At 65.8% G+C, this 26283-nt stretch carries 21 protein-coding genes; 12 read left to right on the top strand and 9 right to left on the bottom strand.

Annotated features, from left to right (window positions below; all coding sequences use genetic code 11):
- Nucleotides 1-150 precede the first annotated feature (150 nt).
- Complete coding sequence (locus tag B842_RS13200; protein ID WP_052437824.1) at nt 151-1086, top strand: hypothetical protein; 936 nt, start codon at nt 151-153, stop codon at nt 1084-1086.
- On the opposite strand, the gene truB is transcribed toward B842_RS13200, so the two are convergent.
- Nucleotides 1083-1976, bottom strand: coding sequence for a tRNA pseudouridine(55) synthase TruB (truB, locus tag B842_RS08140; RefSeq protein ID WP_040086067.1), 894 nt, complete (start codon nt 1974-1976; stop codon nt 1083-1085). The two genes, B842_RS13200 and truB, sit on opposite strands and share 4 nt — an antisense overlap.
- A 30-nt stretch (nt 1977-2006) precedes the next feature.
- On the opposite strand from truB, the gene B842_RS08135 reads away from it, so the two are divergent.
- From B842_RS08135 to B842_RS08125, 3 genes are read left to right on the top strand one after another with little or no spacing between them, the layout of a single operon-like run.
- Nucleotides 2007-2966, top strand: coding sequence for a bifunctional riboflavin kinase/FAD synthetase (locus tag B842_RS08135; RefSeq protein WP_040086066.1), 960 nt, complete (start codon nt 2007-2009; stop codon nt 2964-2966).
- Nucleotides 2963-3880, top strand: coding sequence for a nucleoside hydrolase (locus tag B842_RS08130; protein ID WP_040086065.1), 918 nt, complete (start codon nt 2963-2965; stop codon nt 3878-3880). The genes B842_RS08135 and B842_RS08130 overlap by 4 nt, the downstream gene beginning before the upstream one ends.
- 17 nt (nt 3881-3897) lie before the next feature.
- The gene (locus B842_RS08125; RefSeq protein ID WP_040086064.1) at nt 3898-4617 is read left to right on the top strand and encodes a hypothetical protein; all 720 of its coding nucleotides are present in this window, start codon (nt 3898-3900) and stop codon (nt 4615-4617) included.
- Between the two features lie 275 nt (nt 4618-4892).
- Here B842_RS08125 and B842_RS08120 read toward each other — a convergent pair whose 3' ends face one another.
- From B842_RS08120 to B842_RS08105, 3 genes are read right to left on the bottom strand one after another with little or no spacing between them, the layout of a single operon-like run.
- The gene (locus B842_RS08120; protein WP_082028500.1) at nt 4893-8120 is read right to left on the bottom strand and encodes a type I restriction endonuclease subunit R; all 3228 of its coding nucleotides are present in this window, start codon (nt 8118-8120) and stop codon (nt 4893-4895) included.
- A 20-nt stretch (nt 8121-8140) separates the two neighbouring features.
- Nucleotides 8141-9364 carry a restriction endonuclease subunit S domain-containing protein gene (locus tag B842_RS13690; RefSeq protein WP_156119478.1) on the bottom strand — a complete coding sequence of 408 codons (1224 nt, stop codon included), beginning with the start codon at nt 9362-9364 and terminating at the stop codon, nt 8141-8143.
- A complete protein-coding gene (locus B842_RS08105) occupies nt 9361-11295 on the bottom strand; it encodes a type I restriction-modification system subunit M (RefSeq protein ID WP_040086061.1) in 1935 nt (644 codons plus the stop codon). Before B842_RS08105 ends, B842_RS13690 begins: the two co-directional genes overlap by 4 nt.
- 293 nt (nt 11296-11588) lie before the next feature.
- On the opposite strand from B842_RS08105, the gene rpsO reads away from it, so the two are divergent.
- Nucleotides 11589-11858 (top strand): 30S ribosomal protein S15, encoded by a 270-nt coding sequence (rpsO, locus tag B842_RS08100; RefSeq protein WP_040086060.1) that lies wholly within the window; start codon nt 11589-11591, stop codon nt 11856-11858.
- Nucleotides 11859-11916: 58 nt separating this feature from the next.
- Here rpsO and B842_RS08095 read toward each other — a convergent pair whose 3' ends face one another.
- The gene (locus tag B842_RS08095; RefSeq protein ID WP_040086059.1) at nt 11917-12351 is read right to left on the bottom strand and encodes a hypothetical protein; all 435 of its coding nucleotides are present in this window, start codon (nt 12349-12351) and stop codon (nt 11917-11919) included.
- Nucleotides 12352-12496: 145 nt separating this feature from the next.
- Here B842_RS08095 and B842_RS08090 point away from each other — a divergent pair, with 145 nt between their 5' ends.
- A complete protein-coding gene (locus B842_RS08090) occupies nt 12497-14740 on the top strand; it encodes a polyribonucleotide nucleotidyltransferase (RefSeq protein WP_373277279.1) in 2244 nt (747 codons plus the stop codon).
- A 63-nt stretch (nt 14741-14803) separates the two neighbouring features.
- On the opposite strand, the gene B842_RS08085 is transcribed toward B842_RS08090, so the two are convergent.
- From B842_RS08085 to B842_RS08070, 4 genes are all read right to left on the bottom strand, one after another.
- Nucleotides 14804-15598 (bottom strand): YwqG family protein, encoded by a 795-nt coding sequence (locus tag B842_RS08085; RefSeq protein WP_040086057.1) that lies wholly within the window; start codon nt 15596-15598, stop codon nt 14804-14806.
- A 47-nt stretch (nt 15599-15645) separates the two neighbouring features.
- Nucleotides 15646-16317 (bottom strand): AMIN-like domain-containing (lipo)protein, encoded by a 672-nt coding sequence (locus B842_RS08080; protein WP_052437823.1) that lies wholly within the window; start codon nt 16315-16317, stop codon nt 15646-15648.
- 53 nt (nt 16318-16370) lie between these two features.
- Nucleotides 16371-16733, bottom strand: a complete 363-nt coding sequence (locus tag B842_RS08075) for a VOC family protein (RefSeq protein ID WP_282955606.1) — start codon at nt 16731-16733, stop codon at nt 16371-16373.
- 72 nt (nt 16734-16805) lie between these two features.
- A protein-coding gene (locus B842_RS08070; RefSeq protein ID WP_156119477.1) for an IS3 family transposase occupies nt 16806-18034 on the bottom strand; the annotation gives its coding sequence in 2 pieces (ribosomal slippage) (nt 16806-17707 and nt 17707-18034; 1230 coding nt in all).
- A 151-nt stretch (nt 18035-18185) separates the two neighbouring features.
- Here B842_RS08070 and dapB point away from each other — a divergent pair.
- The 6 genes from dapB to B842_RS08035 all read left to right on the top strand — a co-directional run bounded on the left by dapB (nt 18186) and on the right by B842_RS08035 (nt 26266).
- Nucleotides 18186-18932 (top strand): 4-hydroxy-tetrahydrodipicolinate reductase, encoded by a 747-nt coding sequence (gene dapB, locus B842_RS08060; RefSeq protein ID WP_040086054.1) that lies wholly within the window; start codon nt 18186-18188, stop codon nt 18930-18932.
- Complete coding sequence (thyX, locus tag B842_RS08055) at nt 18933-19691, top strand: FAD-dependent thymidylate synthase (RefSeq protein ID WP_040086053.1); 759 nt, start codon at nt 18933-18935, stop codon at nt 19689-19691.
- Between the two features lie 49 nt (nt 19692-19740).
- Nucleotides 19741-20649, top strand: a complete 909-nt coding sequence (gene dapA, locus B842_RS08050) for a 4-hydroxy-tetrahydrodipicolinate synthase (RefSeq protein ID WP_040086052.1) — start codon at nt 19741-19743, stop codon at nt 20647-20649.
- A 2-nt stretch (nt 20650-20651) separates the two neighbouring features.
- Nucleotides 20652-22730 carry a ribonuclease J gene (locus B842_RS08045; RefSeq protein ID WP_040086051.1) on the top strand — a complete coding sequence of 693 codons (2079 nt, stop codon included), beginning with the start codon at nt 20652-20654 and terminating at the stop codon, nt 22728-22730.
- Between the two features lie 40 nt (nt 22731-22770).
- Nucleotides 22771-23397 (top strand): TIGR03085 family metal-binding protein, encoded by a 627-nt coding sequence (locus B842_RS08040; RefSeq protein WP_245631407.1) that lies wholly within the window; start codon nt 22771-22773, stop codon nt 23395-23397.
- Nucleotides 23398-23482: 85 nt separating this feature from the next.
- Nucleotides 23483-26266, top strand: a complete 2784-nt coding sequence (locus B842_RS08035) for an FtsK/SpoIIIE family DNA translocase (RefSeq protein WP_052437822.1) — start codon at nt 23483-23485, stop codon at nt 26264-26266.
- Nucleotides 26267-26283 lie beyond the last annotated feature (17 nt).

Here is a 26283-nt window from a genome sequence, read left to right as displayed (position 1 = left end):
CGAGAGGGGCGGAGGGCCGTACCCGATTGATGCCCTGACCCGGATACCCCGTTACGGGACCTGTGGATAACCCGACCCGCCCGCCACGTTGTCCACAGGCCGCGGCGTCACCCGGTGGACCTCCCGTCAGCCCAGGCCCATACTGCACCCATGCGGGACTGGAGCGGCGAGATCGAGTTCATCAGGATGCGGACCCACCGGGCGGGTACCCCGTCGTTCCGCCGGGAGCTGCGGGCGGGGAGCTTCCTGCTTTTGTGCCCGGAGATCGCGGTGCCTGCCGCGGAGTTCCAGGCTCTCCCACCCTGGGAGCAGCAGGCGATCCGGGCGTTCGCGGTGGGGTTGGGCAGCCGGAAGGCGGTGCTGGTAGGGAAGTCCGCCGCCCGACTCCACGGGATACCGGTCCTGGGGAACAGGGAACCCGCCACCGTCGTGCTGCCCGGTGGGGGACGCCCGCCGGTGAAGCAGTGGCCAGCGTGCGTGCAGTACCGGCGTGCCCTGCTGCCTGAGGAGCAGGTCATGGAGGTGAACGGGGTCCGGGTGACCCGCATCATGCGGACGGTCGCGGACGTCTGCCGCTACCACGGGCTGGTGGACGGGATCGTGGCCTTCGATCACGTTCTCACGCTGCCGACCATGAGCCGCGGACGGGCGGATGCCCTGCTCGGTGATCTGGGGCGGATGCGGGGGCTGGGTACCGCCCGGCGCGCTCTCTCACTCGCCGACGGCCGTGCGGAGAGCCCCCTCGAGTCCTGGGCGCGGGCGCAGATCCTCACCGCTGACCTGCCGGAGGTCACCAGCGTGGAGCCCCAGGTGCCGGTCCTCGGCGGGAGCCGCCGGGTGGACCTCATGGTCAACGGCTTCCTGGTGGTGGAGACTGACGGTGAACTGAAGTACGACGGATCCACCGGGGTCGCGCCGACCGAGCAGATGAGGCGGGACCGGGAGCGTGACAGAGAGCTGAGCAACGCCGGGATCCCGCGGATGCATGTGACGTACGGGGACCTGGCGAACGTCGTCAAGGGCGAGAGCCGTTTCATCCGGATGCTGCGCGAGACCCTGCAGGCGCACGCGCGGCGGGCAGCCTAGAGAGTGTTCGGGCGTGCCACGAACACGGTGGCCAGCCGCTTGCCCTTCTCGCGCACGAGCGCGATGGAGCGGCCGTCCGGGGCGACCGCGGCGTGGACGCCCTTGAGGCCCCGGGGTTCGAGCCACTTGCCCATGGCCAGAGCCGTGGCCTCCTCGTCGGTGACGGGCAGCACCGGGTAGGAGCGGGCGAGGGCCTCGTCGAGGGTGAGCGAGAGGCGGGGCGACTCCTCCAGCTCCGGGAGGGTGAGGGCGTCGGCGAGGAGGAAGGGGCCGACCTCGGTGCGTCGTAGAGCGGTGAGGTGACCGCCCACGCCGAGCGCCGCGCCCAGGTCGCGCGCGAGGGAGCGGATGTAGGTGCCGGAGGAGCAGGCGACGGAGACGTCGACGTCGAGGAAGTCGCCGTCGCGGCGGAACTCGTGGGCGTCGAAACGCGAGACCGTGACGGGACGGGCGGGGAGCTCGACGGTCTCGCCGTCGCGGACGCGCTCGTGGGCGCGGCGGCCGTCGATCTTGATGGCGCTGACGGCGGCGGGGCGCTGCATGATGTCGCCGGTGAGGTCCGCGATGGCGGCGAGCACATCCTCCGGGGACACGTCAGCCGCCGAGGCGGTGGACAGGACCTCGCCTTCCGCGTCATCCGTGCTGGTCGCGGCGCCGAGGCGGATGGTGGCGTCGTAGGCCTTCGTGGCGGTGACCAGGTGCGCGAGGAAGCGGGTGCCGCGCTCGACGCCGACGACGAGGACGCCGGTGGCCATCGGGTCGAGGGTGCCGGCGTGTCCGACGCGACGGGTGGAGAAGATGCGGCGGAGGCGGGAAACAACGTCGTGGGAGGTCATGCCCTGGGGCTTGTCCACCACGACGAGTCCGGAACTGGCCAGGGGATCAGTCATAGGAGGCAGTGTATGCCGTAGTCTGTAGCGGTGATTGTTTGGCACGGAGTTGAGGAGATCCCCGCCGACCTCGAGGGGACTGTGGTGACCATCGGCGTGTTCGATGGTGTGCACCGGGGACATCAGCGCCTCATCGAAGAGGCGGTGCGGCAGGCGCACACCCGCGGTGTTCCCGCGGTGATGGTGACGTTTGACCCGCACCCGATCAAGGTGTTCCTGCCGGACCGCGCGCCGGTGCTGCTCAACACCGTGGAGGAGCGTTTCCGCCGGGCAGGTGAGCTGGGCATCGACGCGGTGCTGGTCATCGACTTCAACCGGGAGCTCGCGGGCCTGTCGCCGGAGGACTACTTCCAGACGCTGCTGGTGGACGGTCTGCACGCGCGCTGCGTGGTTGTCGGTCAGAACTTCACCTTCGGCCGTGATGCCGCCGGCACCGCCGACACGATGCGGGAGCAGGGCATGCGGCACGGCGTCGACGTCGAGATCGTCGACCTGCTTCACGACGACGGCCTGCGCATCTGCTCCTCCAACATCCGTGCCTTCCTCGCCGACCAGGACGTCGCCCGCGCCGAGTGGGCCCTGGGGCGCCCCTTCACCGTGGCGGGTGAGATCATGCGCGGCGCCGGCCGCGGTGGCCGCGAGCTCGGCTTCCCGACCGCCAACCAGTACTTCTCCGACGACGTCGCGCTGCCCGCGGACGGCGTCTACGCCGGCTGGTTCACCGTGCTGGGGGAGGACCCCATCGACGGTGACATGGAGCCCGGCGTCGCGTACCCGGCGGCGATCTCGGTGGGCAAGAACCCCACCTTCGGGGACAAGGAGCGCAGCGTCGAGTCCTTCATCCTCGACCGCGACGCCGACCTCTACGGGCGTGTCGCGGAGGTCTCCTTCGTCGACCACGTGCGTGACATGGTGAAGTTCGACTCGGTGGAGGCGCTGCTGGAGGCCATCCGGGCCGACGTGGCGCGCGTGCGGGAGATCCTCGGGTGAAACTGATCCTCGACCTTGACACGGGCATCGACGACGCCTTCGCCCTGGCCTATGCGTTGGCCTCCCCCGAGGTCGAGCTCATCGCCGTGACCTGCACCTACGGCAACGTGGCCGTCGACGATGCCGTGCGCAACACCCGCGCTCTCCTGGATCTCTTCGGTCGCCCTGACGTGCCCGTGTACGCCGGACCCTCGCCCGCCGGGTGGGAGGTCGCCGAGGTCTCCGCCTTCATCCACGGCGCCCACGGGCTGGGGGAGGTGTCGTTGCCGGCGCCGGCCGGTGGGTCGGCGGGTGACGCCGTGGACTTCCTCGTGGCGGCGGTGCGTGAGCACGAGGACCTGGTGATCGTGCCGACGGGGCCGTCGACAAGCATCGCGGCGGCGCTGGAGGACGAGTACTTCGCTTCGCACGCCCGCCTGGTGATGATGGGCGGGGCGCTCACCGTCCCCGGCAACGTGCGCCCCTGGGCGGAGGCCAACGTGTGGCAGGACCCGGAGGCCACTGACCGGGTGTTCCGGCAGGCCGCGGACGTCACGATGATCGGCCTCGACGTGACGCTGCGTACCCTGCTCACGCACTCGGAGGTCGCCCGGTGGCGGGCCGTGGGCACCCGGGCCGGCGAGGTGCTGGCTGAGCTCGCGGAGTACTACATCCGCGCCTACGAGACCACCGCCCCGCACCTCGGCGGCTGCGGACTCCACGACCCGCTGGCCGTCGCGGTCGCCCTCGACCCCTCGCTGGTCACGTGCCTCTCGCTGCCCATGCAGGTCGACCTGGCGGAGGAGACCCGCGGCCGCACAATCGGCGACCTCTCGCGCGTCGCGCCGCAGGTCAAGGTGGCCGTCGGCGTGGATGCGGAGAAATTCCTCGGCGCATTCATGGAGCGATTGACTAGGCTGGCCGCTAACACATAAGCCACCTGGGAGGGCCCATGGAACTGCGCAACGGCGTCGCCGCCTTCGACCCTGTCACCCTGCGGATCGCCGCGGAGCAGCTGCCCCTGGTGCAGCTCCCTTCGGCCCTGGACGCTGAGATGCCCGAGCACCTCTGCGCGTTGGCGACGGTGGAGGTCTCGCCGTTCGACGTGGCCGCGCGCATTGACACCGGCCAGCTCACCTGGGCTCACCCTGCAGAGGCGAAGCCCTTCGTCGCCTACGACGGTTCCGAGGTCTCCGGAGTCTCCCTCTCCGGCGCCCGGGTCGCCTCGCTTGCCGACGCCACCGTCGCCCGCGTCTCCATCACACTCGAGGACCGCAAGCTTCGCGCCTGGTTCGCCGAGGTCCCCGGCGATCTGGACCTGGACGGGTTCAAGTTGGTTGCCGACGCCCGCCGTTGGATGAAGGACTTCTCCACCGAGGACAAGAAGGTGGACACCCTCACCGTCCCGCAGCAGGACGTGGACTACGAGGCCTTCGTCAAAGGACTCGACCGCCCGACCCGCCAGAAGATCCGCGCCGTGGTGGACGAGAAGGGCGCCCGCGTAATTGCCGAGACCGTGATCAAGAGCAGCCTGCCCACTTGGGGCGCACCGAAGCACGTCGTCCTGGGGGAGCGGGGACCCGTGGTGTTCTGGTTCAGCGAAGGCAACGAGAACAAGGCCCTGCCGTTCGCTGTGGTGTACACGGAGGCGGGGGCGTGGGTGGGGATTTAGGTCACCAGGTTAACTAGCCCCCCGGTTCGTACAGCTAACAGTGGGCTCAACATGCAGCAGCTTTGCGCACATCCACGTTACTAATTGGGCAACTTTTCGATCTTTGGGTCTTTTTCAAATATCGTGACGTAAATGGAATGCCACGGCGAGAAGAATAGCTCACGTCGCGCTACGTTGAGCTAGAAAGTCTCATCTTGCCGCGTCTAATTCCTCCGAGAATACCTGTCACACGCTGGGTATCTCGGAGAAGCTAGCGAGACGCTGTGGTTGTTTTCTTAGTAGGAAGCCGGTGCTTCTGTTGACGAATTCGCTCCAAAATCAACTTCGATTGGCCTGTTTGTGGACGAGAAATACTTCTCAACAGACCGTGGGGACGCAGCCACGAGCATTTTCGCTAGGGCGGTGAGGAACAAGTCCAGGTTGTCTGCATCAGCGGTGACGGCTTCGAAAACTTCATTTGACTCCCGGGCAGCTTGCATAATGGCTCCGAAACCCTTGTTCTTGAAGGCATCCGTACCAGCAACCTGGGAAGGATCATTCTCTCGAGCCAATGCCTGCACAGTTCTATCCTCGACTAGGATGCCGTAGCTCGCTCGAATTGCAGACTTGGTGGCTTCATTCGAGGCATCGATACCGACTGCGGCCAGAATCTGGTTCACTTGGTCCACTGCCTCGTCGAAGGCAGCCTTTACGGGTGAGTTCTTGGCCACCGGGCGGCCATCGAAACCGGGCAGTTCGAGTTTGCCGTCGATCTCTTCGGCAGCTAGTCCCAGGTCTATTCCCTCGGTGGCAGGCTCGACTGCGACGCCGACCAGTTCGATGCCGACGGTGTAGTCATCTTCGTCGTCTTGGCGTTCGAGGTTGAGGTTTTTCGCCATTAGGCCGGCGACGATGGCCCGCTTGTGTAGGAGCACATCTTGGAAGTCCACGATCTGGCTCAGGAACTCCCAAGCGTGGGCGTACTTGATGAGGTTGGCCCGAAATGCAGTGCCTTCCTTGTACGCCTCCTTGTTGTGGGTTTGACGCGCCTGACGCATGTGGTTGTTCCATCTAGCCCGGATGGGGGAGACCAGCCCCTGCAGCGTTTCAGCGTCTTGACGGGCGATGTAGGCATCTGCCAGACTCTGGAGTTCCTCTGGGGTGTAGAAGGCAGCTGCGTCGAGGATGTCGCCCAGGTCCGCCAGTGCATTGGCTGGGATCTCCTCCTCGATGTGGGCGTCACGATAATAGGGCTCGAAGGACTTGAGGATCTTGGCGGGCTCGTTGACAAAGTCGACGACCATGGGCTTTGGCTTGTCCGGAATTACGCGGTTCAGGCGAGACAAGGTCTGCACGGCTTGGACGCCGGAGAGCTCGCGATCAACGTACATGGCACACAGGCGTGGTTCATCGAATCCAGTCTGGAACTTGTTGGCGACGATGAGCACCTTGGCCTCGTCATGTTCGCGGAAGTGTAGGGCGGTGTCACGCACACCGTTTATCGACGCCTCGGTGATCTCGGGAGCATCGGGATCGTCGCTGTAGGCCAGTGACCCCGAGAAAGCCACCAGGGTGGTCATGTCCGTGTATTCGCTCTTGGCGATGTACTCGTTCATCTTGTGCGACCAAGTGGCCGCCGACATGCGGTCTGGTGCCACGACCATGGCTTTGGCGGTGCCGTTCAAGTGATGCATGACGTTGCGACGGAAATGTTCGACCGTCACCGCCACCTTTTGTGCAATGGAGGTGGGGTGGATCCGCACGAAGCGGACCATGTCTGAGACTGCCTCTCCCAGGTTCACGGTGTCTTCTCGGTCGAGCTGGTCACGAATACGGGCAAACATCTGGTAGGTCGAGTAATTGCCTAGGACATCGAGAATAAACCCCTCCTCGATGGCTTGGCTCATGAAGTATGAGTCGAACGCCACTCGCTTCTCGGGGTTTTCGGGATCATCCGGAACACTCGGATCATCTTTGCCGTTCGGGTTCGGTACGCCGTATACAGCGAAAGTCTTCCCCTTCGGGGTGGCGGTGAGCGCGATGAAGCTCAGGTTGGGGGAGTTGGCGATTGCCTTGTTCATGGCGAGTAGGACATCATCTGCCGAGATGTCCTCACCCTCCGGGAGATCTACGTCGACCAGAATCTCGCGCAGACGGGTAGCAGCCTCACCGTGCTGGGAGGAGTGAGCCTCATCCATGATGACGCAGTAATTGCGCCCAGCCAGGGCGGGGGACTTCTCCATCATCTTCGCCAGTGCCGGAAAAGTCTGGATGGTGCAGGAAACGATGTGTCCGCCCCGGGACAGGGCCGCCTCCAGGGTTTTCGATTTGGAACCAAGCTTGTTATCGACGTTGACCACCAGCCCCTCCGAGGCTCGGAGCAGGTCCAGTCCTTCCTTGATGTTGTCGTCGAGGACCGTGCGGTCGGTGACCACGATGACCGAGTCGAACACCGGCTTACCTGTTGAGTCAATGAATCGACCTGCCCGGTGAGCCAGCCAGGCGATGGTTTTGGTCTTGCCGGAGCCGGCGGAGTGCTGGATGAGGTACCGTCCACCAGCGCCGCGTGTAGCGATGTCATCCATGACCTTCTCGGTGGCACGCAGCTGGTGGTAGCGAGGGAAGATCAACCGGCCCTGGTTGCCCTTTGAGGAGGGTTCCCACAGGGCGTAGTCGCGCAGGATACGCAGGAAGAGCTCCGTGTCGAGGACCTCCTCCCACAGGTAGGAGGTGTCGGAACCATGGGGGTTTGGGGGGTTGCCGGCGTGGCCGTCGTTGCCCTGATTGAAGGGCAGGAAGAAGGTGTTCAGGCCCGCCAGCACGGTGGACATGTAGACCTCCTGGTTGGACACCGCGAAGTGCACGAGAGCCCGGCCCGGCTTGAGCAGCGGCCGGTTCTTGTTCGGCCGGCGATCCTCCTTGTACTGCTTGACGGCATCGCGCACGGCCTGGGTGTTGTCGGTCTTGAGCTCCATGGTGACCACCGGGATGCCGTTGACGGTGAGCACCAGATCAAGGGTGTCGGTGCCGGTGACGTCGAAGGGCACCTGACGCAAGACACGGAGCCGGTTGCGCTGCGCGTCCTCAATGGCGTTCGTGTACAGCGGGTTCTCCGGGTAGAACGCCACCATGGGGCCGAAGGTGGCCTTCCTCTGACCGCGCTGGGCGTGCGAGAAACCACCCCGCAAGGTACCGAGCAGGCCGTGCTGGACCTGCTTGGTGCGGTTGTTGAGGATCGGCGTCTTGTCGAGCATCTCGGCCAGCCGGTCCAGCAGCTTGGAGACGTAGACCTCGCGCTGAACGCCGGTGAGAGACTCCGGCACGGCCTTGAGGTACTCCTCCGGGTACTGGGTCTCCAGCCAGTGAAGGACGTCAGGGACGTAGAGTGCCCGGCGCTTGTCCCAGCCGGTGGATGATCTGGTAGACGCTGCACTGCTGCCAGCGCCGGTGCCAGAGCCAGTGTCGCTCAGCCAGCCGTGGGTGGTGAGGTGATCGACGATGGCGTCCTCGAACGCCTTCTCCATGGTGGACTGGATACCCATGATTAGACCTGCTTTCGGCCGGTGACGACGTCGGTGATGAGAACAGAGCGACGCTTCAGGAGAAGCTCGCGGAGTTTGGTGGAGTCAGCGATGAGGGCGTCGATTTCGACTGTTTCACGATCAAGGTAAAATGCAATCTTCTTTTGCAAATCCAGTGGAACGTTAATGAAATCAAGATTGAATACCGTGTCGCGGGAGAGTTCAATTTGATTTGTGCTGCCTGTGCTAAATTCAATTAGCTTAGATTCTTGGCTCAGAATCATCCAACTGAGGTACCCGGGATATGCTACCTCGGGGTTTGGCCGCACCAGCGTGACATGGCTGTCCCAAGTGATGGGGGTCGAGACTTCACGCACCATGCAGGAACGCCCCAGGGTTCCGGTACCCGTGGAGTTGATGAGTATATCGCCATGTTGAATCGTCAAATCCAAATCGACACTTCTAGCTTCTGGGTCATGGTATCGACAGTTGTTGATGTCGAAAAGCCCGCCTGGTCTCACACACTTCTGATTCACTACCGGGACACCTTCGTCGACGTATCTTGGAGAAATGCCCCGTCGCAGTAGTCGAGTGACAAACCCGACTCTACTCCGTTGGGAATCGCTGATTGTCATTCCTGAGCCAGGTCCCTTGCGAAACTTCAGTGTTTCGTAGATCACTTCACGTCGACGCTTCTCCAGCAGGTCCACGTACCGGTCCAGGTCAGCGACCGCAGCGTCGATCTCGGCGGTCTCCCGATCCAGGTAGTCGGCGATACGCTGCTGCGTTTCAATGCTCGGATAGGCGATCTTGAGGTTTGCCAGGGCTGGACGATCGAATTGAGTCGAGCGAACTCGGATGCCTTTTGCCAATGCGGCGATCCATCCTGCATCAACCGCTGCCCTCAACTGGTAACTAACGAATCGGAGATCACACGAAGTGCTGGTGTATGCGTGGACAACAGGAGATGCTTTTCCACATGAGTCGGACACTCCGATTGCTCCGAAACCACCATCCATAGAATGGACTACGAGGTCTCCTTCGCAGATATGCTGATAGCCGATCTCCTTATCTGCCATGGTGAATCCATCGGTTCGGCGGTTGCTCCTGAGCGTTACCTGCCCGTCACGAAAAGCTGTGACTATTTCGTCGTCTTCTTGAACATCTCGACTTTGATAATCCAGCACAAACTGAGATTCTGAGATCTTCCAATCTGTCGGAACGCCCTCAATCCATTCAAGACTCATTCCTTGACCTCCTGGAAGCGGGCACGGATGGACTCCAGCACGGTCTCGATCTCGGCGTCGATCTCCTCCAGCGAGGGCAGCTCCTCTGGCTGGTAGAAGAGCCTGGTCATGGGTATCTCGTAGCCGATCTTGGCGTCCGCCATGTCCCAGACCAGGTCCGGTGCGAAGGGCAGCACCTCGCGGGCTATGTGCTCGTCAATGTCCTCTGTGAGCGGAATGCGCTCGGTGATCCGGGAGGCAGTGTCGATGACCTTGTTGCCCTTGCGGTCCACGGCCTCCGGCGCCTCAGCATCCTCGACGGCAAGCGCGTTCATGATGTGGTCGATAAGACCGACACCCATCTTGAGACCGGCCTTCTTGGCCTGTTGACGCAGGTGGTCCGGTAGGTCGTTCCAGGCCACGCCGGCACAGCTGCGGATCACGGCCTCATGGCCGGTGAGTGCCTGCTTGTGTTCCATCGCCGCTGCCACCGTGTCACCAGTGACCGACACCGAGTAACGCTTGACCCGGTACATCGGCACGTCAGTGAAGCCGAGCTCCTCAGGGGTGACGACCTTCGAGTACTGCGGATCGGCGTGCTCGAAGTCCTGGTAGAGGCCGAGGATGAACTCCCGGTCCTGGTCGGAGAACTCCCGGCGCTTGGCGCCCATGCCCTTGCGCATGGGTGACCAGATACTGCTGGCGTCAATGAGCTGGATCTTGCCGTCGCGCTGCGGTTCCTTGTTCTTGTCGAGGATCCACACGTAGGTGGCGATGCCGGTGTTGTAGAACATGTCGGTCGGCAGCGCGATGATGGCGTCGATGAGGTTGCCGTTGATGAGCCAGTTACGGATCTGATCAGGGCCGGACTCCGGCCCGCCGGTGAACAACGGCGAGCCGTTGGTAACCACGCCGGCGCGACCGCCGTTGGTGGTGCCGTGCTCCCGCTCCTTGAGCTTGTGGACCACGTGACTGAGGAAGAGCATCTGACCGTCGGAGACCGGCGGCAGGCCATGACTGAACCGTGAGCCCTCGATCTTGGCCTCGCGCTCGACTGCGTCCTTGGAACGCTTCCAGTCATTGCCGTAGGGAGGGTTGGAGAGCACGTAGTCGAAGAGCTCACCCTCGTAACGGTCATCGGCGAGAGTGTCACCGTCGCGGATGGCATCAGGGGAGATACCGGAGACGATGAGATCGGACTTGCCCAATGCCAGGGACTCGGCCATGAGCTCCTGGCCGTGGACGGAGACCTGGATATTGGGGTTGAGTTCCTCCATGGCACGCTTGGCGACCAGCAGCATGCCGCCGGTGCCGGCGGCCGGGTCGTACACGGTACGCGCGGGTGCCTTGCCGTAGAGGCCGTCATCATCGCTAGAGAGCAGGACATCGACCATCATGCGGATGGCGTCGCGGGGGGTGTAGAACTCGCCGGCGACCTGCCCGTTCTCGGAGAAGGACCGGTACATGAGGTGCTCGAAGAGGTTGCCCATGGCGTTCTCGCCGAGGGCCTCATCCGAGAGGTCGATCTGGGAGAAGTGCTTGACCACTCCCCACAGAACGTTGTTCTCTTCTAGCTTGGTCAACAGTTCCGGGAACTTGAAGGCGCTCCAGACCTCGCGGACGTTGTCGGAGAAGGCGTCCAGGTAGGTGAGCATGCCCTGCTTGACGTGGTCGTCACTGCCGCCGATAAGCCCCAGCGACAGCTCCGAGGTGTTGTAGAAACCGAGCTCATGGTCGGAACGGATCAGCGCCCCCCACATGCTCTCCGGGAACTTCGTGTGCCTGATGGTTTGCAGCACCGCCTCCTTGGTGGGCTCCAGCAGGCATTCCAGCCGCCGCAGCACGGTGAAGGGGAGGATGTAGTCGCCGTAACTCTGGCGGGGCACAACGCCACGGAGATAGGTGTCTGCTGTCTGCCAGACTGCCTGGTAGAGCGAGGTGGAGGAGTTCATGTGAAAAGTGATGTTCCTTGCTGTTGGGTTTCTGCTTTGGATGAAGAGTAGTAGACAAGGTACAGAATGCACCGAAAGCTGGACACAGAGTTATCGTGTTCTATCATTTGGGCGAGAGTGCATTTTTATTGAGCTCAGTCACAGGAATTTGGTCCCCACTCACCACACCCGGTAAGATCCTCCAAGGCTTCATGCGACTGCGGTCCACAGCAGTTGCGCCACCGGGCCCGGTTCCCCAAAGAACCAGGCCAGGGACATTTCATGTGGACTGAAACAACGAAGAGAGATACATCATGGCTCTGACCTCTGAGCAGAAGAAGACCATCCTGGGCGAGTTCGGCCTGCACGAGACCGACACCGGCTCCCCGGAGGCCCAGGTTGCACTGCTGACCAACCGCATCAACAACCTGACCGAGCACCTCAAGTTCCACAAGCACGACCACCACTCCCGTCGTGGCCTGCTGCTGCTCGTCGGTCGTCGTCGTGGCCTGCTGAAGTACCTGGCCGACAACAACATCGACCGCTACCGTGACCTGATTGCCCGTCTGGGCCTGCGTCGCTAAGCGAAGCAACAACTTCACCCGGAACCCGCTCTCCAGTCGGAGGGCGGGTTCTGCGTTTCTATGCGGCGGGAACCAGCTGGGTCGGCAGCAGGAGGCCGTCGCGCCGGCCTCCCAGCCAGACGAAGTCCGGCCCGCGGTGCTGCCGCGGGGCGTCGTTCGCGAAGGAATAGGCACCTGCTGCCGTCCGCACCGACACGCCACCGTGAGGAAGCTCGGACATCACCAGCTCCGACCCCGGCTCGTAGTGCTGTGCCACGCGGCGGCGCGTCGACAAGTATCTTGCCGTCGCCACCGCCACCGCGAACGTGAGCATCACCAGCAGCACCGCCGCTGGGCCGGCGGCATCGCCGACGTTGCCGGTGGCCAGGACGCCACCCAGCCCACCGCCTGTCAGACCCGCCAGTCCGCCCCACAGGCGACGGCCCCGGAGGGGGCTCGCGGCGGCGACGGCGGCGCGTCGGAGAGCCGGGTCGGCGGTCAGTGATGTGGTCATATCCCCACCTCTAGCAGATACCCACGCGCCGGACCGCGGAAGGGGCTTTTAACACCCTGGTTCACCTGGTAGAATCCCATCTCGTTGTTAAGACACGCATCCGGCGACACCGATGATCGCCGATAACTCAGATCTGAGGAGATACATGAGCAACCCCGTGGAGATCCACGTCGACGAGGATTTCGGCGTCACCGAGGCAGTTGTCACGATCGACAACGGTGACTTCGGTACCCGCGAGATCCGTTTCGAGACCGGCCAGCTGGCACGCCAGGCCGGCGGCGCCGTGACCACCTACCTGGACGAGGAGAACATGCTTCTCGCCACGGTCACCGCCTCCAACCAGCCGCGTGAGGGCTTCGACTTCTTCCCGCTGACCGTCGACGTCGAGGAGCGGATGTACGCCGCGGGTCGTATCCCGGGTTCCTTCTTCCGTCGTGAGGGCCGTCCCTCGACCGACGCGATCCTCGCCTGCCGCCTGATCGACCGTCCGCTGCGCCCGACCTTCGTCAAGGGCCTGCGCAACGAGGTCCAGGTGGTCATCACGGTCCTGTCGCAGGTGCCGGAGGACTACTACGACGTCGTCGCCATCAACGGTGCCTCCGCCGCCACCCAGCTGTCGGGTCTGCCGGTCTCCGGCGCCGTCGGTGGTGTCCGCATGGCGCTCATCGCCGACGACAAGCACCCGCAGGGCCAGTGGGTGGCCTTCCCGAACCAGGCACAGCGTGAGCAGTGTGTGTTCGAGATGGTCGTCGCCGGCCGCCTCGTCGAGCGCAAGGGCCGTCGCAAGGGCGAGGACGTCGCCATCATGATGGTCGAGGCCGCTGCCGGCGCGAACGTCATCGAGCTGGTCAAGGGCGGTGCCCCGGCCCCGACCGAGGCCACCGTCTCCGAGGGTCTGGAGGCCGCCAAGCCGTTCATCGCCCTGCTGTGCAAGGCGCAGGCCAGCCTCGCCGAGCACGCCGCCAAGGAGCGCCAGGAGTTCCCGGTGTTCCCGCCGTACGCCGATGAGGTGTTCGCGGCCGTCGAGAAGAAGGCCTCCCGCAGGCTCGCGGAGATCATGACCATCGCCGGCAAGCACGAGCGCGAGGACGCCGCCAACGACTACATGGTCGAGATCGAGGAGCAGCTCGTCGGTTCCTTCGCGGAGAACCCGGACGCCGCCAAGGAGGTCCGTGCCGCCTACAACGCGCTGATGAAGAAGATCGTCCGCCAGAAGATCCTCACCGAGGGCTTCCGTATCGACGGCCGCGGTGTCGCCGACATCCGTGACCTCGGCGTCGAGGTCGATCTCGTCCCCCGCGCACACGGCTCCGCGCTGTTCGAGCGTGGCGAGACCCAGATCCTGGGCGTCACCACCCTGGACATGCTCAAGATGGAGCAGCAGATCGACTCGCTGTCTCCGGAGACCTCCAAGCGCTACATCCACCACTACAACTTCCCGCCGTACTCCACCGGTGAGACCGGTCGCGTCGGTTCCCCGAAGCGCCGCGAGATCGGCCACGGTGCACTCGCCGAGCGTGCCCTCGAGCCGGTCATCCCGTCCCGCGAGGAGTTCCCGTACACCATCCGTCAGGTCTCCGAGGCCCTGGGCTCCAACGGTTCCACCTCCATGGGTTCCGTCTGTGCGTCCACCCTCTCCCTGTACAACGCGGGTGTGCCGCTGAAGGCCCCGGTCGCGGGCATCGCCATGGGCCTGGTCTCCGACGAGGTCGACGGTGAGACCAAGTACGTCGCACTGACCGACATCCTCGGCGCCGAGGACGCCTTCGGCGACATGGACTTCAAGGTCGCCGGTACCCCGGACTTCATCACCGCGCTGCAGTTGGACACCAAGCTCGACGGCATCCCGTCGCAGGTGCTCGCCGACGCCCTCGCCCAGGCCCGTGACGCCCGCATCACCATCCTGGACACGATGGCCGAGGTCATCGACCGCCCGGACGCGATGTCCAGCCTGGCCCCGAAGATCACCACCGTCAAGGTGCCGGTCTCGAAGATCGGTGAGCTCATCGGCCCGAAGGGCAAGACCATCAACTCCATCACCGAGGAGACCGGCGCGGACGTCTCCATCGAGGACGACGGCACCGTCTACGTGTCCGCCGCCTCCGGTGAGGCCGCTGACGCGGCGATCGAGAAGATCAACGCCATCGCCAACCCGCAGCTGCCGAAGGTCGGCGAGCGCTACCTGGGCACCGTCGTGAAGGCCGTCGCCTTCGGTGCCTTCGTCTCCCTGACCCCGGGCCGTGACGGCCTCATCCACATCTCCAACCTCGGTGGCGACGAGCGCATCGAGAAGGTCGAGGATGTGGTCAACGTCGGCGACAAGATCCAGGTCGAGATCGCCGACATCGACAACCGCGGCAAGATCTCCCTCGTCCCGATCGAGGGCTAGACCCCTGCGTGACGACGCCCCCGCTCACCCTGGTGAGCGGGGGCGTTCGCCGTTGGTGGGCAGTTAGAAGCACTGCAGGATGAGGTGCGCGTTCTCCCAGACGCCGTCGCGGATGTCCTCGCGGCGCATCCAGACGTAGAGGCAGCCGTCGTCGCCCCAGGACCACTCGCCGTCCTCGGAGGAGGCGAACTGGGCGAGCAGCACCCAGTCACCCTCGGCCTCCATGCCGTGGCGGTACTCCTCGCCGCGGGTGAGCACGGAGGACTTGGCCTCCATGTCGTCCTCCTGGATGACGGCGGGCCAGCCGCCGAGCTGGTGGTTCTCCGTGGGGTCGGGGGTGGAGTCGGACCAGTCGAGGTAGGCGTCGTCCTCCTCGGACCAGTCGAGCGCCTGCGAGCTCTCGGAGGGCACGCTCACCCCGGGGGCGGCGGTGAGGCGGTGCGGGGGCAGCGCCCCGGTGCCCGCGCGGGGTGTGAGCTCCCCGTCAGCGACGTGGAGGAGGCGGAACCCCGCACGGTCGGACAGCTGGTAGCCCCAGGGCTGTTCGTCGCAGTCGTAGAAGAAGAGCAGGTGCCCGGTGGCGGGCAGATCCAGGTCGGTGAGTCCGACGACGTCGGCGAGGTTGATCTGGGCCAGGAAGGGCAGCGGCTGCCCGGTGTCCGGGTGCCGGGGCCACTCGAGGTCCGCAGGCAGGTCGGGGAGACCTCCGAACCGGGACTGGCCCGGCGACGTGGGTGCGCCCGGCTCGGAGAGGAGCCGGGCGGCGGGGCGGACGAGGGAGTCCAGTTCCTCGCGGAGGGCGGGGGAGAGGTCGGAGTCGGCGAGGGAGTCGTGGAGTGCGGCGGAGTCAGCGAACATGAGCCGATACTAGGCCGCGCCGCCGCATCCGGCAGTGCCTACGGCGCCTACGGGTGCTGGATGTCCACCACCACGCGCAGAGGACTGTGCAGCACGGTGACGGAGTAGGGGAGCTGCTCATCCAGTCCGATGTAGGTGAGGGTGTTGCCCTCGAAGACACCGGTGTTGACCACTTCCCTCACCACGCCGGTGCCCGGATGCGGGCCGATGGCCAGTTCCTCGGCGTCATGCTCGAAGGGGTAGGTGGTGCCGGTGATGTTGATCATCAGGTAGGCGTTGCCCTGCACGTCGACGGGGAAGCCGGAGCCGTCCTGGTAGGGCTGGTCGATGTAGCCGCTGTACCAGCCGGGCTCGCCGTTGCCGACGAGGTCGTAGACGACGCGGGTGTAGGTGTCGTGGCGGCCGATGCGCACGCCGGTGACCAGCGGGGCGGGCTCATCCCACATGACGGGGGTGCGGGTCTCGCTTGCGGTGGTCGGGGTGCCCAGCGGGCGGTCGACCGGCGCGGTGGTGGCGGAGACCGTCGTCGTCGTCCCCGTGGTGGTCGTCGGGGTTGTCGGGGCGGGGGAGTTCGTGGTGGCTGTCGAGGTCACGGTGACGGGGGTGGCGGAGGTGGTGCCTGTTCCGCCTTCGGTGGTGCCCGTACCGTTGCAGGCGGTGAGCACCAGCGCGGCAGCGGTGACGGCGGCGGTGGTGAGGGGGCGTCGATAAGCGGTCATATCCTCACGATAGATGGCATAACCGGTGTTTGTCGCCGGGCCTTACCGTTTCGTTATTCCCCTTCGATGAGCTGGATCCAGTGGCCGCAGGTGTCGTCGAAGACGGCGACGGTGACGGGGCCGGTCTCGGTGGGTTCCATGGAGAACTCGACGCCGAGGTCACGCAGGCGCTCGTACTCGGCCTGGATGTCGTCGACCGCGAACTGGGTGAAGGGCATCCCGTCGGCGTAGAGGGCCTCGCAGAACACGGCCGCCGCCGGGTGCCCCATGGGCTCGAGGAGCAGTTCGGTGCCCTCGGGGTCCGCGGGGGAGACAAGCGTGAGCCAGCGGGCGCCGTCCCCGACCGGAATGTCGTGCTTGATACGGAAACCCAGGGTGTTAACGTAGAAGTTCTGCGCCTTCTGCTGATCCGCCACGTAGATGCTGGGCCCGAACCCCGGAAAGTGGACACGGGGATTTCATCAAGATGCGATAGTCAGTGTAGCTAATCAGGCGGCTTCAAAGGCATTCGGCGAGCGGTAGCCGCACCATGAGTGCAAACGTTTCGTGTTGTACCGGGTGCACCACCGAAACACATCCCGGCGGCACACCAGCTGACTTGGAAAAACAGGCTCATCCTGAAGGACTTCCCGCTTCAGTGACGCGTTGAACGACTCCGCCAACGAGTTATCCGCACTCGTCCCGATCGCTCCCATCGACTGGGTGACGCCGAACTGCTCACACAACCTCCGGTACTGCTCAGAGGTATAAACACTGCCGTGATCCGAGTGGAAAATCGCCCCGTTCAGACTACCTCGGGCCCCGTGGGCCATCGTGAGGGCTTCTTCGACCAACTCGGTGCGCATGTGGTCGGCGATCGCGAAACCGGTCAACTGCCGCGAATAGCAATCAATAACGGTGGCCAGGTACATATTCGACCCGTCCGCGATCGGCAGGTACGTGATATCGCCGACGTAGACCGTGTTCGGCTTGGCTGCGGTGAACCGACGTTTCAACAGGTCCGGGAACTTCGGAACCCGTTTCGCAGACACGGTGGTCTTCACGCGGCGTTTTTTCGTGTAGCCGAACAGACCCATCTGCCGCATCAGCCGGGCCGTGCGCTTGTGATTGACCCGCTGCACAACAACGCCGCCGGCGGAGTTGCCGTCGCTGGAGTTGATAGTCGCAGTCACACGTTTCGCCCCGTAGCAGCCGTTCTCGGCGTTGAAGGTGGTCTTGATCTGCGCTCCCAGCACCGCGTCGGCGACGAGGCGTTGCTGGCGGGCAGGGGCAGCCGATTTCCAGGCGTAGTACGAGGACCGGTTGATCTTCAGAACCTCACATAACCGCTTGACCTCGTAGAAGTCTCGGTGGTCGTCAACAAATCGGAAGCGGTTCACCAATTCGTCTCTTCCGCGAAATATTTAGCCGCCTTGCGCAGGATCTCTCGTTCCTCCCGGAGCTTGGCGTTTTCGCGTTCCAACACGCGGATGCGCTCGGTATCGGAGAGTCCTTCAGCCGGGGTGCGTGCGCTGTTGGCCGCGGCGACGGGGCTGGCGACTTTCTCGCCGTTGGCGTTGGTTTTGGTGCCGGTGCCGAAGGAGTCGAGCCAGGTGCGCAGGGAGTTGCGGTTGACTCCGAGATCGGAGGCGATCGCGTTGATCGTTGCTCCGGGAGTCGACTCGTACAACGCCACTGCGTCACGCTTGAACTGCTCGGTGTAGGTCTTGCGTGGCATGGTGGAAAGGTACCTCACTTCCCCAGCGAAATGCTGGTTTCAGCGTGTCCACCATCAAGGGGTCAGGTCCGCTGGTGATGTTGATGCGCATGCAACGATTCTATGCGCCTAGACTGGGGCACTGAATCTTTCAGGAACTCAAGGAGGAACCATGGCGATCAAGGTGGGAGTGCTCGGCGCGAAGGGCCGTGTCGGCTCGGCGGTGTGCGAGGGCGTCAACGGGGCGGAGGGCCTCGAGCTCGTCGCGCAGGTCGATCAGGACGATGACCTGCAGCTGCTTCTCGACGCCGGGGCGGAGGTCGTCGTCGACTTCACCACTCCGGGTTCCGTGATGGGCAACCTGGAGTTCTGCATCGCCAACGGCATCCACGCGGTGGTCGGCACCACCGGCTTCGACGAGGAGCGCCTCGCGCAGGTCCGTGAGTGGTGTGCCGCCGAGGGGGCGGGCAACGTCCTCATCGCCCCGAACTTCGCGATCTCTGCAGTGCTGGCCATGGAGTTCGCGCGGCAGGCCGCCCGCTTCTTCGACTCCGCCGAGGTCGTCGAGTACCACCACCCCTACAAGCTGGACGCCCCCTCCGGCACCGCGATCCACACCGCGCAGGGCATCGCCGCCGCCCGCCGGGAGGCCGGCCTCGGCCCCATCCCGGATGCCACCGAGCAGACCCTCGAGGGTGCCCGCGGCGCCGACGTCGACGGCGTGCGTGTCCACGGCGTGCGCATGACCGGCATGGTCGCCCACGAGGACATCATCTTCGGTGCCCAGGGCCAGTCCCTGACCATCCGCCAGGACTCCTACGACCGCACCTCCTTCGTGCCGGGCGTGCTCCTCGGTGTCCGTGAGATCGCGAACCACGACGGCCTGACCGTGGGGCTCGACAGCTACCTGGGACTCTAGATGGCCAAGCCCGTCGACCTGGACGTCCAGCTCATCGCGGCCACGCAGTTCACCCCGCCCGCCGGGGTCGACTGGGAGGCCGACGACACCGCCACCGGCGCCGAGGCGCTCGTCGAGTTCGCGGGCCGCGCCTGCTACGAGACCTTCGACAAACCCAACCCGCGCACCGCGGCCAACGACGCCTACCTCCGCCACATCATGGAGGTCGGACACACCGCACTGCTCGAGCACGCCACCGCGACGCTCTACATCCGCGGCATCTCCCGCTCCGCCACCCACGAGCTGGTCCGCCACCGCAACTTCAGCTTCTCGCAGCTCTCCCAGCGTTTCGTCCACACCGACGAGGCCGAGGTCGTGCTGCCGAAGCTCATCGCCGACGACCCGGAGCTCGCCCGCCTCATGCTGCGCGCCGTGGACGAGTCCCGCTTCATCTACCAGGAGCTTCTCGACGCCCTCGAGGACAAGCTCTCCGACGAGCCCAACGCCCTGCTCCGCAAGAAGCAGGCCCGGCAGGCCGCCCGCGCGGTGCTGCCGAACGCCACGGAGTCACGCATCGTCGTCACCGGCAACTACCGGGCGTGGCGCCACTTCATCGGCGCCCGGGCCACCGAGCACGCGGACGTCGAGATCCGGGCACTGGCGGTGGCGTGCCTCCGCCTCCTCGCGCAGCAGTCCCCGGTGCTCTTCGCCGATTTCCAGATCTCCACTCTCTCCGACGGCACAGAGATGGCCGTCAGTCCCTACGCCACCGACTTCTGACCAGCGAGGGATTCCCCAGCGGAAAGGTAAACAGGTAACCTTGAACACCATGAGTACAGGTATGACTTCGAAGACCGGAGTCGAGGACTTCGGTACCGTCTGCGTCGCCATGGTCACGCCCTTCGACCGGGACGGCGCCCTGGACCTCGAGGCCGGTCGCCGCATCGCGGCCCACCTCGTCGACAACGGTCTGGACGCCCTCGTGCTCGCAGGCACGACCGGTGAGTCCCCGACCACCACGCTCGACGAGAAGATCAGCCTGCTCAAGGCGGTGAAGGAGGAGGTCGGCGACCGCTGCAAGCTCATCGCGGGTGCCGGCACCAACGACACCGCCTCCTCCATCGAGCTCGCCCGCGCCTCCGCCGAGGCCGGCGCCGACGCCCTGCTCGTGGTCACCCCCTACTACTCGAAGCCGAGCCAGGAGGGTGTCTACCAGCACTTCAAGGCCGTCGCCGGGGCCACCGACCTGCCCATCATGCTCTACGACATCCCGCCGCGCTCCTCGATCCCGATCGAGGGGGACACCATCCGCCGACTCGCGGAGCTGCCCACCATTCGTGCGGTGAAGGATGCAAAGGGTAACATGGCTGAGTCTGCACCGCTCATGCATGAGACCGGTCTCGCCTGGTACTCGGGCGATGATCCGCTCAACGTCCCGTGGCTGTCGCTCGGCGCCTCGGGATTCGTTTCCGTGGTCGGCCATGCCGCACCCCAGGCACTGCGTGAGCTGTACACAAGTTTCGAGGAAGGCGACCTCGCCCGTGCGCGGGAAATCAACGCCACTGTTCTTTCACCGCTGATCGCCGCTCAGGGTCGCCTGGGTGGTGTCAGCATGGCCAAGGCTGCCCTGCGTCTGCAGGGCATTGAGGTGGGGGACCCGCGTCTGCCTGTCGTCGCTCCCGACGAGCAGGAGATCGAGGCCCTCCGCCGTGACATGGAAAAGGCTGGAGTCCTTTAAATATGACTGAATCCCGTAGTCGTGCCCGGAAGGTCACCCGCAAGGCGGGCCCGCCGGAGACCGAGAGCACTGGTGCATCCCCGGTTTTCCAGGCACCGACCCCGGAAACGAACGGAAACGGCGCATCCGCCGAGAAGAAGACCACCGAAAGGAAGTCCGCGGACACCGACAACGCCCCGCGGGGCGGCGGCAACCGCTCCCGGAACGGTGGCGGCCGCGCCCGCGGCGGCCGTGGTGGCCGCGGCGGTCAGGGTGGCCAGGGCCAGGGCGGTCAGGGTGGTCAGCAGGGGGGACGGGGACGTCGCAACGTCGTCAAGTCCATGCAGGGCGCTGACCTGACCCGTCGTCTGCCGGAGCCGCCGAAGGCCCCGCGCAACGGCCTGCGCATCTACGCGCTGGGCGGCATCTCGGAGATCGGCCGCAACATGACGGTCTTCGAGTACAACAACCGTCTGCTCATCGTGGACTGCGGCGTGCTCTTCCCGTCCTCGGGTGAGCCGGGCGTCGACCTCATCCTGCCGGACTTCGGTCCGATCGAGAAGCACCTCGACCGCGTGGACGCACTCGTCGTCACCCACGGTCACGAGGACCACATCGGCGCCATCCCGTGGCTGCTCAAGCTGCGCCCGGACATCCCGATCCTCGCCTCCCGCTTCACCCTCGCGCTCATCGCGGCGAAGTGCAAGGAGCACCGCCAGCGTCCGAAGCTCATCGAGGTCAACGAGCAGTCCAACGAGAACCGCGGCCCCTTCAACATCCGTTTCTGGGCCGTCAACCACTCGATCCCGGACTGCCTCGGCCTGGCGATCAAGACCGGCGCCGGCCTGGTCATCCACACCGGTGACATCAAGCTGGACCAGACCCCGACGGACGGTCGCCCGACCGACCTGCCGGCCCTGTCCCGCTTCGGTGACGAGGGCGTCGACCTCATGCTGTGCGACTCCACCAACGCCACGACCCCGGGTGTCTCCGGGTCCGAGGCCGACGTGGCCCCGACGCTCAAGCGTCTGGTCGCCGACGCCCGTCAGCGGGTCATCCTCGCGTCCTTCGCCTCCAACGTCTACCGTGTGCAGGCCGCCGTCGACGCCGCCGTCGCCGCCGGCCGCAAGGTCGCGTTCAACGGTCGCTCGATGATCCGCAACATGGAGATCGCCGAGAAGATGGGCTACCTCAAGGCCCCGCGCGGCACGATCGTGTCCATGGACGACGCCTCGAAGCTGGCGCCGCACAAGGTCATGCTCATCACCACCGGTACCCAGGGTGAGCCGATGGCGGCCCTGTCCCGCATGGCCCGTCGTGAGCACCGCCAGATCACCGTCCGCGACGGCGACCTGATCATCCTGTCCTCCTCGCTCGTCCCGGGCAACGAGGAGGCCGTGTTCGGCGTCATCAACATGCTCGCCCAGATCGGCGCGACCGTGGTCACCGGCAAGGATGCCAAGGTGCACACCTCCGGTCACGGTTACGCCGGCGAGCTGCTGTTCCTCTACAACGCGGCCCGCCCGAAGAACGCCATGCCGGTCCACGGCGAGTGGCGTCACCTGCGTGCGAACAAGGAGCTGGCCATCGCGACCGGCACCGAGCGCGACCGCGTCGTGCTGGCCCAGAACGGCGTCGTCGTCGACCTCGTCGACGGCCGCGCCCAGGTGGTCGGCCAGATCCCGGTCGGTAACCTCTACGTCGACGGCACCACGATGGGTGAGGTCGACGCCGACGTCCTGGCGGACCGCACGAGCCTCGGCTCCGGCGGCCTGATCTCCATCACCGCGGTGATCGACAACCGCACGGGCCGACTCATGGAGTCCCCGACCGTGGAGACCAAGGGCTTCACCGAGGACGACCGCGCCATGACCCCCGAGGTCAAGGAGCTGGCGGAGACCGTCCTCAACGATCTGGCCGCGGAGGGCGAGAACAACCCGTACCGCATGGTCCAGCAGCTGCGTCGCCGCGTCTCCCGTTTCGTGGAGCAGAAGTGGCGTCGTGAGCCGATGATCCTGCCGACGGTGGTCCCGATGACCTCCGACATCGACAGCACCATCGACGACGACCAGATCAGGGCCTCGGCGCGCCCGTCGCTCTAATCCCGTTCCCCGCATGCACCCCGGCACTATGCTGGGGTGCATGTCTTTCTCCAGCACCGAACGTGCCCGCCTGGCTGCCCTCCTCCTCGAGCTCGGCCCCGACGCCCCCACGCTGTGTGAGGGGTGGACCACCCGGGATCTCGCGGTGCACCTGTATCTCCGTGAGAACAACCTGCCCGCCGCGGCCGGCATGTTCGTGCCGGCGCTGGCCGGGCGTCTGGCGAAGGCCAGCGCGAAGGCGGGGGAGCGCGACTACGAGGATCTCGTGCGGGACTGGGCGCAGGGGCCGGGGAGGCTGAATCCGGTGCGGCTCCTCGACAGGCAGATGAACACCGCGGAGCATTTCGTCCACCACGAGGACGTGCGCCGCGGTGACGGGGTGGCGCGTCCGCGGGAGTTCAGCACGGTGGTGAAGGAGCAGCTGCACGGGATCCTGCGGATGCTGGCGCCGCGTCTGCTGCGTCGCAGCCTCTCCCCGGTGATCCTCCACCCGACGGGGATGCCGCGGATCGTCGCGGCGGATCAGCGGGGTGTGAGCCTCGACGGGGAGAACGTCGTGCGTGTCTCCGGCTCCGTGGGGGAGCTGCTGCTGTGGGTCTTCGGCCGCGACGCCGTCGAGGTGCTTATTGACGGCACCGCCTCCGACGTCCGCCGATCAGGGCTGTGAACTTGACTGTTTCATAACCGAGGATTCACCTGAGTCCGGTGTGGCTGATGTGAATAGTGTGGTTTGAGCAACTACAGTGGGGACCATGTCTGTACGAAGCTCGGCACCCCGCACCCAGAAGGGCAACAGGAAGGACCGCACCCGACCCTCCGGTCGCGGCTCCTCGAAGGCCGCACCCCCGGCCGCCCAGACCTCTGCGTTCCGCGCTGCTGAGACCTCCGACGAGAGGACCGGCAGCGCTTTCCGTGCGGTCGGCGGCGGCCTCAGCTCCCTCGCCCGCGGCGTGGGCAGCCTCACCCGCAGCGCCGCCCGCCGCGGCGACTCCGACACCGCACCCGCGAAGAACACCCGCGCCACGGAGCCGGAGCAGGACCACGAACCCGCCGACCTCGACGGCATCGCCCTGGCGATCCTCGGACTGGCGGCGGTGCTCGGCGCCTCCGTGTGGCTCGACATCGCCGGCCCGATCGGCGCGGCCATCTCCCACGGCGCGCACCTCGTCATCGGAGCGGGCGCGCTCATCCTGCCGGTCGCCCTCATCGCCCTGGCCATCGCCCTGATGATCGGCGTCAGCCACCGCCCCGGCGACCGCGGCAGGATCGCCCTCGGCACCGGCCTCATCGCCGTGTCGATGCTCGGCCTCGTGCACCTGTTCGCCGGTGACCCGCAGACCTGGGAGGGCCGCCTCATCGCCGGCGGCGCGATCGGCGCGTGGACCGGCGGCACCCTCGCCATGGGCTTCAGCTCCTACGTCGCGGTGCCGCTGCTCATCCTGGTGATCATCTACGGGGCGCTCAAGGTCACGGGCATCACCACCCGGCAGGCCTTCGACTACGCCGCGGAGCTCATCCGCGAATTCCGCTGGCCCGGCGCGGAGCACGACGACCTCCCCGCCGACGGGGATGACGACCTCTACGGTTACGCCGACGACGACATCGAGGACCTCGCCGAGGGCCGCGAACGCCGTCCCCGCCCCGCCCGGCCGGCGCGTCCGGCCCGGGCTGCGCGGACCACGCGGACGTCGAGAAGCCCGATGGACAACTACCCGGTGGAGGAGCCGGACGACGACCCCAGCGACGAGTTCGAGCACGACACCCAGCACACGCTGTTCGACACGCCCGTCACCCGCGCGGACACCGACGAGTTCCCGGCGGTGTCCGAGGACGCCGTCGCCGCCTCGCGCGAGCAGATGCGCCGGGCCATCGTGGCGCGCTCCGGCATCGACGCCGCCGCCGTCCCCGCCGCGACGCCGAAGTCGGAGCTCGCCGACGAGCCCGCCCCGGCGCCGCGTCAGCCGGAGACCACCACCGACTACCGCCTGCCGAGCACCGACCTGCTCATCGACGGCGAGCGCCCCAAGACCCGCACCGAGACCAACGACCGGATGATCGAGGCGATCACCGAGGTCTTCCACGAGTTCAACGTCGACGCCACCGTCACCGGCTTCTCCCGCGGCCCGACAGTCACCCGCTACGAGGTGGAGCTGGGTCCGGGCGTGAAGGTCTCGAAGATCACGAACCTGCAGTCCAACCTGGCATACGCCGTGGCCACGGACAACGTCCGTCTGCTCACCCCGATCCCGGGCAAGTCGCTCGTCGGCATCGAGGTGCCCAACACCGACCGTGAGATGGTCCGCCTGGCGGACGTGCTCAACGCGCCCGCGACCCGCGGCAACCACGACCCGATGCTTGTCGGCCTGGGCAAGGACATCGAGGGTGACTTCATCTCCCACTCCGTGCAGAAGATGCCGCACCTGCTGGTCGCCGGTTCCACGGGCTCCGGTAAGTCCGCGTTCATCAACTCGCTGCTCGTGTCCCTGCTGACCCGCGCGACCCCGGAGGAGGTGCGCCTCATCCTCGTCGACCCGAAGATGGTGGAGCTCACCCCCTACGAGGGCATCCCGCACCTGATCACCCCGATCATCACGCAGCCGAAGAAGGCGTCCGCCGCCCTGCAGTGGCTGGTCGAGGAGATGGAGCAGCGCTACATGGACATGAAGTCCGCGCGCGTGCGCCACATCAAGGACTTCAACCGGAAGATCAAGGCCGGGGAGATCGAGACCCCGCCGGGCTCGCAGCGCGAGTACCGCGCGTACCCGTACATCATCTGCGTCGTCGACGAGCTCGCCGACCTCATGATGACCGCGCCCAAGGAGATCGAGGACTCCATCGTCCGCATCACCCAGAAGGCCCGCGCCGCCGGCATCCACCTCGTCCTGGCCACCCAGCGTCCGTCCGTCGACGTGGTCACCGGCCTGATCAAGACGAACGTCCCGTCCCGCCTGGCCTTCGCCACGTCCTCGCTCACCGACTCCCGCGTCATCCTCGACCAGGCCGGCGCGGAGAAGCTCATCGGCATGGGTGACGCCCTGTTCATCCCGCAGGGCGCCGGCAAGCCGCAGCGCCTGCAGGGTGCCTTCGTCACCGACGAGGAGATCCAGGGCGTCGTCGAGGCCGCCAAGTCCCAGGCCCAGCCCAACTACACCGAGGGCGTCACCGAGGACAGGGCCAGCGACGCCAAGAAGGAGATCGACGAGGACATCGGCAAGGACATGGACGACCTCCTCGAGGCCGTCGAACTCGTCGTCACCTCGCAGCTCGGTTCCACCTCCATGCTGCAGCGCAAGCTGCGCATCGGCTTCGCCAAGGCCGGCCGCCTCATGGACCTCATGGAGACCCGCGGCGTCGTCGGTCCCTCCGAGGGCTCCAAGGCACGCGACGTGCTGGTCAAGCCGGAGGAGCTGGACACGATCATCTGGATGATCAAGGGCGCCGACCCGGCGGAGGCGCCCAAGGAGGAGGGCTGGGAGGAAGAGCCCGCCGACGACGTCACCGTCGTGCAGGCGGACCCGCCGCGCGGCGTCTTCTGAGACTGCTTTTCGACGCC

Origin of the sequence: Corynebacterium humireducens NBRC 106098 = DSM 45392 (genome assembly GCF_000819445.1) — a bacterium.
GTDB classification, from domain to species: Bacteria; Actinomycetota; Actinomycetes; order Mycobacteriales; family Mycobacteriaceae; genus Corynebacterium; species Corynebacterium humireducens.
The sequence above is the reverse complement of the archived record's forward strand: the minus strand, read 5'-3'. Positions and strand labels throughout refer to the sequence as shown.

Coding starts and splice junctions, on each gene's coding strand:
- B842_RS13200 (WP_052437824.1), top strand. CDS start 151: ATGCGGGACTGGAGCGGCGAGATCGAGTTCATCAGGATGCGGACCCAC.
- truB (WP_040086067.1), bottom strand. CDS start 1,976: ATGACTGATCCCCTGGCCAGTTCCGGACTCGTCGTGGTGGACAAGCCC.
- B842_RS08125 (WP_040086064.1), top strand. CDS start 3,898: ATGGAACTGCGCAACGGCGTCGCCGCCTTCGACCCTGTCACCCTGCGG.
- B842_RS08120 (WP_082028500.1), bottom strand. CDS start 8,120: ATGGAGAAGGCGTTCGAGGACGCCATCGTCGATCACCTCACCACCCAC.
- B842_RS13690 (WP_156119478.1), bottom strand. CDS start 9,364: ATGAGTCTTGAATGGATTGAGGGCGTTCCGACAGATTGGAAGATCTCA.
- B842_RS08105 (WP_040086061.1), bottom strand. CDS start 11,295: ATGAACTCCTCCACCTCGCTCTACCAGGCAGTCTGGCAGACAGCAGAC.
- rpsO (WP_040086060.1), top strand. CDS start 11,589: ATGGCTCTGACCTCTGAGCAGAAGAAGACCATCCTGGGCGAGTTCGGC.
- B842_RS08095 (WP_040086059.1), bottom strand. CDS start 12,351: ATGACCACATCACTGACCGCCGACCCGGCTCTCCGACGCGCCGCCGTC.
- B842_RS08090 (WP_373277279.1), top strand. CDS start 12,497: ATGAGCAACCCCGTGGAGATCCACGTCGACGAGGATTTCGGCGTCACC.
- B842_RS08085 (WP_040086057.1), bottom strand. CDS start 15,598: ATGTTCGCTGACTCCGCCGCACTCCACGACTCCCTCGCCGACTCCGAC.
- B842_RS08080 (WP_052437823.1), bottom strand. CDS start 16,317: ATGACCGCTTATCGACGCCCCCTCACCACCGCCGCCGTCACCGCTGCC.
- dapB (WP_040086054.1), top strand. CDS start 18,186: ATGGCGATCAAGGTGGGAGTGCTCGGCGCGAAGGGCCGTGTCGGCTCG.
- thyX (WP_040086053.1), top strand. CDS start 18,933: ATGGCCAAGCCCGTCGACCTGGACGTCCAGCTCATCGCGGCCACGCAG.
- dapA (WP_040086052.1), top strand. CDS start 19,741: ATGAGTACAGGTATGACTTCGAAGACCGGAGTCGAGGACTTCGGTACC.
- B842_RS08045 (WP_040086051.1), top strand. CDS start 20,652: ATGACTGAATCCCGTAGTCGTGCCCGGAAGGTCACCCGCAAGGCGGGC.
- B842_RS08040 (WP_245631407.1), top strand. CDS start 22,771: ATGTCTTTCTCCAGCACCGAACGTGCCCGCCTGGCTGCCCTCCTCCTC.
- B842_RS08035 (WP_052437822.1), top strand. CDS start 23,483: ATGTCTGTACGAAGCTCGGCACCCCGCACCCAGAAGGGCAACAGGAAG.